Genomic DNA, 6,320 nt, shown 5'->3' with positions numbered 1-6,320 from the left:
AGATCCCGTTCGTGGTGGGCGAGGACCTGGTGTTCGAGCGGAAGATCTCGTTGCCGGAGCATCCGAACGGGATGCGGTTCACCGCGTTGGACGGCACCGGTCGGGTGGTGCGGGAGAAGGTGTACTTCTCGGTGGGCGGCGGGTTCGTGGTCGATGAGTCGGCGACGGGGGCCGGTCGGATCAAGCCGGATGACACGGTGGTGCCGTATCCGTTCTCGACGGCCGAGGAGTTGTTGAAGCACTGCGCGGCGACCGGGTTGTCGGTGTCGGGGTTGATGCTGGAGAACGAGAAGGCGTTCGGCCGGTCGGAGGCGGAGATCCGGGAGCAGATCCTGGGGTTGTGGCGGGTGATGTCGGAGTGTGTGCGGCGGGGCATCGCCAAGGAGGGGGTGTTGCCGGGTGGGTTGAAGGTGCGGCGGCGGGCGCATCAGTTGCATCGGCGGTTGCAGGCCGAGTCGCCGGAGGCTGATCCGTTGCACGCGATGGATTGGGTGGGGTTGTTCGCGCTGGCGGTGAATGAGGAGAACGCTGCCGGGGGGCGGATCGTGACGGCGCCGACGAATGGGGCGGCGGGGATCGTGCCGGCGGTGTTGACGTATTACTCGCGGTTCGTGCCGGGGGCCGATGAGGACGGGGTGGTGCGGTTCTTGCTGACCGCGGCGGCGGTGGGGGTGTTGTTCAAGGAGAACGCGTCGATTTCTGGTGCCGAGGTGGGGTGTCAGGGTGAGGTGGGGTCGGCGTGTTCGATGGCGGCGGCGGGGTTGACGGAGGTGTTGGGGGGGACGCCGGCGCAGGTGGAGAACGCGGCGGAGATCGGGATCGAGCACAATCTGGGGTTGACGTGTGACCCTATTGGGGGGTTGGTGCAGATTCCGTGTATTGAGCGGAATGCGGTGGCGTCGATCAAGGCGATCGCGGCGGCGCGGTTCGCGATGCGGGGGGATGGGCAGCATTTCGTGTCGTTGGACAAGGCGATCAAGACGATGCGGGATACGGGTCGGGACATGTTGGACAAGTACAAGGAGACCTCACGCGGCGGTCTCGCCGTGAACGTCATCGAGTGCTGATCACCTTCGAGTGGTACCATAAAGTTGTACCACTTAAAGGGAGGGTCATGTCCATCACCGCGAGCGAGGCCCGCCGACGCCTGTTCCCGCTCATCGAAGAGGTCAACAACGACCGCACTGCCGTGGAGATCGTGTCCAAGAGCGGAAACGCCTACCTGGTGGCCGCGGAGGAGTACGAAGCCCTCCGGGAGACGGCCTACCTGCTACGCTCTCCGGCCAACGCTCGCCGACTGATCGAGTCGTACCAGGAGGCGCTCGCGGGCCGCCACGAGAGGCACGAACTGCTGGACGACGAGGCTTCCCGGTGAAGGTCGCCTTCACCGGGAAGGGCTGGGAGGACTACGTCCACTGGCAGACGGCCGATCGGCAGATCCTCAAACGGATCAACCGGCTCATCGAAGACGCGTTGGGTGATCCCTTCGAGGGCATCGGCAAGCCCGAGCCGCTGAAGTACGCGCTGGCGGGCGCGTGGTCGCGGCGCATCACTGAAGAGCACCGACTGGTGTACCTGCCCATGGACGATGAGATCGTCATCCTGCAGGCTCGCTACCACTACGAGTAGAGATCTGACTCCAGTGCGGACCGCAGGCCTGGACAAGGCGATCAGAACCATGCGGGATACGGGTCGGGACGGACGCGCCGATCGGGAAGGGATCCCGACCGGCGCGTCGCGGACCACCGGCGGCGGCTCAGCCGAGGTGCCGGGCGAAGAACCGTAGCGTGCTGTCCAGCTCGAACGCCGGGATCTCCCCGTGCCTGCCGGGGTTGGCGTGCAGCGTCTTCTCCGTCGAGCCCAAGGCGTCGAACAACGCCAAGCTCTGGGCCCGCGGCACCCGCTCGTCGTCCCACTGCACCAGGAACTCCACCGGGACGGTGATCCGCGCGGCGGCCTCGGCCGAGGCAAGCGCCCCGCCCAAGCCCAGCACCGCCGCGCGGACCCGGGGTTCGGCGGCGACGAACGGCACGCCGAGCCCGCAACCCAACGACACACCCCAATAGCCCGCCGGACCTGCGCCGACGTGCTCGAGTTCCTGGACCGCGGTCAGGACAGCCCGCCATTCCGGGACGGTCTGGCGAGCTACCAGCGCCTGGAAACCGGCGATCAGCGGAGCCAGTTCCTCTCCGGCCACCACACGAGCCTGGTTCTCGGTCGCGATCCGGTCGTACTCCTCGTCCTTCGGCCGGTCGCCGTGGCCGGGCACGTCGACCGCCGCCACCGCGAAACCACACGCGGCGACCAAGCGGCGCGCACGGGCCACTATCTCGGGGGCCTTCTTGTGCCGGCCGCCGCCGTGTCCCATCAGGATGAGGGGACGAGTACCGGTGGCGCCTTCCGGCGTCCACAGCACGCCGGGGACCTGACCGAGGGTGAAGAGCTGTTCGCGGACGCCGTCAGCCGACGTCTCAGAGGTGAAGCGCATGGCGTTTCAGCCTTTCGGGATGCCTTTCGCGGGCACTCCCCAGGCCATGCGGGGGAGGGAGGCCCGACCTGTCACAGCGTTGATCGGTCTCACCTCCTCGGTTCGCGGCGGCGCACGGCGCCGCCGAACGTATCACAAACGGCTTCAGACGTGTCCGCGCGAAGACGTCGCCAGGGCGACCACCGCTTGGCGCGGCACCGGCCCCTGACATCCGTGGATGGTCAGTCGGGCCGGGCCGGTGCCACCGCCTGGCGTGACGGCACGGTCCGCACCGGTCAGGTGATGGCCGCCAGCGAGCGCAGGGACTCGCGGTCGTAGGGCAGGCCGGCCCTGCTGAACCAGATCATCGGGTTGGCGACGCTGCCCCAGCACTCGTCGTTGTCCGCGATCGCCAGAAGGAACCGGCGCTGGGCCGTGCTCAGGGGCCGGCCTGACATGTGGCCCGCCGGGAAGGCGCGCTCCAGCAACGGCCCCCAGTCCGACTCGACCGTGTAGGCGTTGGTCATCCGGGCCACGGCCAGCGCCTCGGGCACGATCTCCTCGAACTCCCGCGTGCGCCGCAACAGCGCCTTGATCAGTGCGAACCTGAGCATCCCGTCCAGCTGCGGCAGGGGCTCGGCGAACCAGCCGTCCGCGGCGACGGGATCGGCCAGCGCCCGCCTGACCTCGGCCAGCGCCCTCGGGTCCGGGTCCAGCGCGGGCGCGAGGGCAGCCGCGGCGCGCACCGACGGGTCGGGGTCGGCGAGGAACGTCTGAGGCGCCAGGCCCCAGTTGCCCATGGTCAGCGCGGCCGCCGCCCGCTCTTCGGCGGTGCCGAGGTGCGCCAGGGACTGCATCCGCCGGGCCTGCTCGCCCCGGAACTCGGTGAGTTCGGGAGCGAGCATGAGGTGCCCCATCGCCCCGAACGCGGCCCTGCGCACGGCGTCGTCCGGATCGTCGAGGAAGGGCAGCACCGCGACGTAGAGGTCACGCCGGATCGCCTGGCACGCCTCGGCGGCCCGGATTTCCCCGTCCGCGCCTTCCCCGCCCTCGTCGTCCGCGCCCGCGTCCTCGTCTGAGTCCTCGTCCTCGTCCGCGTCCTCGTCCTCGTCGTCTTCGTCCTCGTCTGCGATCTCGCCCGCGTCGTCGCCCCCATCCTCGTCCTCGTCCTCGAACTCGTCGTCGTCCTCGTCCTCGTCTTCGTCGTCGTCGAGTTCGTCGTCCCAGTAGGAGGCCGACTCGGCCACGGAGCCGAGCCATTCCAGCAGCGCGGCCCGCAGCGGCCGTTCGCGGTCGTCCCAGGGCAGGGCGCTCTCGCAGGGGATGAGCGTGCGCGGGTCGTCCAGGATGGCGGCCACGAACAGGGCCGCCGGCGCGGTGGCAGGGTAGAGCGTGCCCTGGTGCAGCACGGCCGCATCGAGGTAGCCGAGAGCCGCGCCGCAGCGCTCCGCGTCCTCGCTCAACAGGGCCAGCAGGGCCTCCGGCGCGTCGGAGGCGTCGCCGTACGCATGGTGCAGGCTGGCCCAGTTCGTCTTCTCGATTACCGAGCGGGCGTCGATCATCCTGCAGAGACTACCGGCGGGCGGCGACCACGGTACGAGGGACTTCCTTCACGCCTTCCCCCGTGGGACGACGGACCGCGTCCCCCACGCGGACGACCCTCGTTCCCTCCGGACAGGGGGTGCTCTTCATCGTGTCGCACGGCTCCCAGTGTGGCCGTCCTGATCGGCCGGCGGGCTGTACGGCGCGGCGCGTCCGTGCTACGACATCCCTGTGCGGAGATCACTGGCGTTGATGGCCACCGTGCTCGCGCTGGTCGGAGTCGTGGTGGCGGCTGGGGGCGCTGTCCGACGCCCAGGACGGCTCGGCCGCCGCCGTCGGTGAGGAGGCGCGCCGATGTCCGCCGTCGCCCGCGCCGGTCGAGCCGGACGAAGAGGGGCCGGGCCGGCGGGTGGCGCCCGGCACCGCCTGGTCGCTCAGCCTTGACAGGGACACCCGTGCGGCGCTCGTGGCCACCGCCTGCCACGAGGGAGGCGCCGCCGCGCTGGACGTGGCCACCCGCGGAACCGTCTACTACGGCGCGGTCTTCGGTACGGCGGCGGCGACGGATGTCCACTACGCGATCGGCATGGGGGAGCGCCTGCACTTCTGGACCAGGCAGGGCGGCGACGGTTGGCATTACCGAGGGGACTTCGACACGCGCGGCTGTGTCCCGCCGGTCCCGGTCGCGCTGTACACGGCCTGGGGTCTCAGCTCACTCCCGGAGTCGCCGGGCGGCCCTTCTTCCTGCGGACCCGCGGCCGGCGGGCGCGGCTGACGGGCGGATCCCAAGTCAGGCACCAGTGGGACTCAAGTGGCGCCTCTTATCGTGTGTGCTTCTCGTGAGAAAGGCACATCTTCATGAAGAGGACAGCGTTGCTGCTGGGCACCCTCATGCTCAGCGGGCTGCTGCTCGCTCCCCCGGCCGCCGCCGCGCCCGCCGTCCAGGTGGCGGTCGCCAAGGTCAAGGCCACTTCCCCCAACCGCTCCGGCGTCTGCCCCACGACGGTCGGTTTCACCGCGTCCGTGTCGGCCAAGGGCAGCGGCACCGTGCGCTACCGCTGGGTGCGTGGCGACGGCTCCAAGGGGTCGATCAGAAGCTTCACGGTCAGCGGCGCCCGTACGGTCACCGTCCGCGACCGGCAGACCTTCGAGAGGTCGGTGACCGGCTGGCAGGCCGTCGAGATCCTCGGCCGCAAGGGGTTGTCGCGCAAGGCCCACTTCAAGGTTCGCTGCTCGGGCCCGGCCAAGGTCTACGACGTCGACCACCTGCTTCCCGTCAACGCCGCCGAGCCGCTCGTGGCCGCCGCGGACGTGGACGTCACGCCGCCGGCGTACAGCGGGACGTGTCCCGCGACGGTGCGCTTCACCGGCACCATCCAGGTGTCCAGGGTGCCGGCGCGGGTGGCCTACCAGTGGATCGACAGCGAGCAGGGCGACGGGCCGGTGGAGTACCTCGACTTCCCGGCCGGCGGACCGCGGATCAGGCAGGTCGGCCTGCCGCTCAGCGTGGGCAACTCCACCGGCGGGTGGAAGGCGATCCACGTGGCGCGCGGGTACGACTCGGGCCGCGCCCCCTACCGGGTGACCTGCGCGAGCCAGCCCGAGCCGAGCTCGAGCCCCAGTCCCAGCCCCACGCGGACCACGCCCACGCCGGGGCCGACGGACCCGTCCGGGCCGAAGCCCGTGGTGGCCATCACCGACCTTTCCCCCGGCGACTACGAGGGTACGTGCGCCTCTCCGATCACTTACCATGCCTGGGGCACCGTCGGGCTGCCCGCGGGCCCGGCCGCCACCGTCACCTACTGGTGGATCCTGGACGGCAAGCCGTGGGCGAAGCAGCAGGTCGACCTCCCGGCGGGCAACGGTCCTCGCTCCCAGCACGTCGCGGGCACGTTCTCGCTGAGCGACCAGCAGACCGGCACCCACACGCTGGGCCTCATGGCCGAAGGCGGCGCGCCCGAGCCGGTTGAGCGGACGTTCGTCCTCAAGTGCCTCACCGAGCCGCGGACCGTGACGGTGACCATCGACAGGATCGACCACAGCGTCACCTATCCCGACCCCGACTGCGCCGAACTGCCGCGCGTGGGGCTGGGGGTGACGCTGACCCTGGACCGGGCCGGCCAGGTGAAGTACCGCTGGACGGTGGCCGGGCGCACGTACGTGTACGAGAACGCCCTCGGCGCCGGGACGACCAGCCTGTCGGGCGGGGCGCATCCCACCGCCACCAGCGGAACCGTGCGCTTCGAGGTGCTCAACCACAACATGCCGGTGAAGGAGATCTCCTACACGGTGAAGTGCCCGCCCAAGTAGA

Annotated in this window: 7 protein-coding genes; 5 read left to right on the top strand and 2 right to left on the bottom strand. The window is 70.3% G+C overall.

Annotation, left to right across the window (positions count from 1 at the left end; genetic code table 11):
- The 3 genes from ACWENQ_RS17300 to ACWENQ_RS17290 form a co-directional block, all read left to right on the top strand.
- A partial coding sequence (locus tag ACWENQ_RS17300; RefSeq protein WP_452415014.1) for an L-serine ammonia-lyase occupies positions 1-1,067 on the top strand: 1,067 nt, incomplete at its 5' end.
- A 47-nt stretch (positions 1,068-1,114) separates the two neighbouring features.
- A complete protein-coding gene (locus tag ACWENQ_RS17295) occupies positions 1,115-1,375 on the top strand; it encodes a type II toxin-antitoxin system Phd/YefM family antitoxin (RefSeq protein WP_354907969.1) in 261 nt (86 codons plus the stop codon).
- Positions 1,372-1,629 (top strand): Txe/YoeB family addiction module toxin, encoded by a 258-nt coding sequence (locus ACWENQ_RS17290; protein ID WP_452415012.1) that lies wholly within the window; start codon positions 1,372-1,374, stop codon positions 1,627-1,629. Before ACWENQ_RS17295 ends, ACWENQ_RS17290 begins: the two co-directional genes overlap by 4 nt.
- 127 nt (positions 1,630-1,756) lie before the next feature.
- Here ACWENQ_RS17290 and ACWENQ_RS17285 read toward each other — a convergent pair whose 3' ends face one another.
- A complete protein-coding gene (locus ACWENQ_RS17285) occupies positions 1,757-2,488 on the bottom strand; it encodes a dienelactone hydrolase family protein (RefSeq protein ID WP_452415010.1) in 732 nt (243 codons plus the stop codon).
- 275 nt (positions 2,489-2,763) lie between these two features.
- On the bottom strand, positions 2,764-4,029 hold the full coding sequence (locus ACWENQ_RS17280) for a hypothetical protein (protein WP_452415008.1): 1,266 nt from the start codon (positions 4,027-4,029) through the stop codon (positions 2,764-2,766).
- A 389-nt stretch (positions 4,030-4,418) separates the two neighbouring features.
- Between ACWENQ_RS17280 and ACWENQ_RS17275 the strand changes: the two genes are divergently transcribed.
- Together ACWENQ_RS17275 and ACWENQ_RS17270 are read left to right on the top strand one after the other, a co-directional pair.
- The gene (locus ACWENQ_RS17275) at positions 4,419-4,784 is read left to right on the top strand and encodes a hypothetical protein (RefSeq protein ID WP_452415007.1); all 366 of its coding nucleotides are present in this window, start codon (positions 4,419-4,421) and stop codon (positions 4,782-4,784) included.
- 83 nt (positions 4,785-4,867) lie between these two features.
- On the top strand, positions 4,868-6,319 hold the full coding sequence (locus ACWENQ_RS17270; RefSeq protein WP_452415005.1) for a hypothetical protein: 1,452 nt from the start codon (positions 4,868-4,870) through the stop codon (positions 6,317-6,319).
- Position 6,320 lies beyond the last annotated feature (1 nt).

This window comes from Nonomuraea sp. NPDC004354 (genome assembly GCF_053602555.1).
This window is presented reverse-complemented; position numbering and strand designations above follow the sequence as displayed.

Coding starts and splice junctions, on each gene's coding strand:
- ACWENQ_RS17285 (WP_452415010.1), bottom strand. CDS start 2,488: ATGCGCTTCACCTCTGAGACGTCGGCTGACGGCGTCCGCGAACAGCTC.
- ACWENQ_RS17280 (WP_452415008.1), bottom strand. CDS start 4,029: ATGATCGACGCCCGCTCGGTAATCGAGAAGACGAACTGGGCCAGCCTG.
- ACWENQ_RS17270 (WP_452415005.1), top strand. CDS start 4,868: ATGAAGAGGACAGCGTTGCTGCTGGGCACCCTCATGCTCAGCGGGCTG.
- ACWENQ_RS17295 (WP_354907969.1), top strand. CDS start 1,115: ATGTCCATCACCGCGAGCGAGGCCCGCCGACGCCTGTTCCCGCTCATC.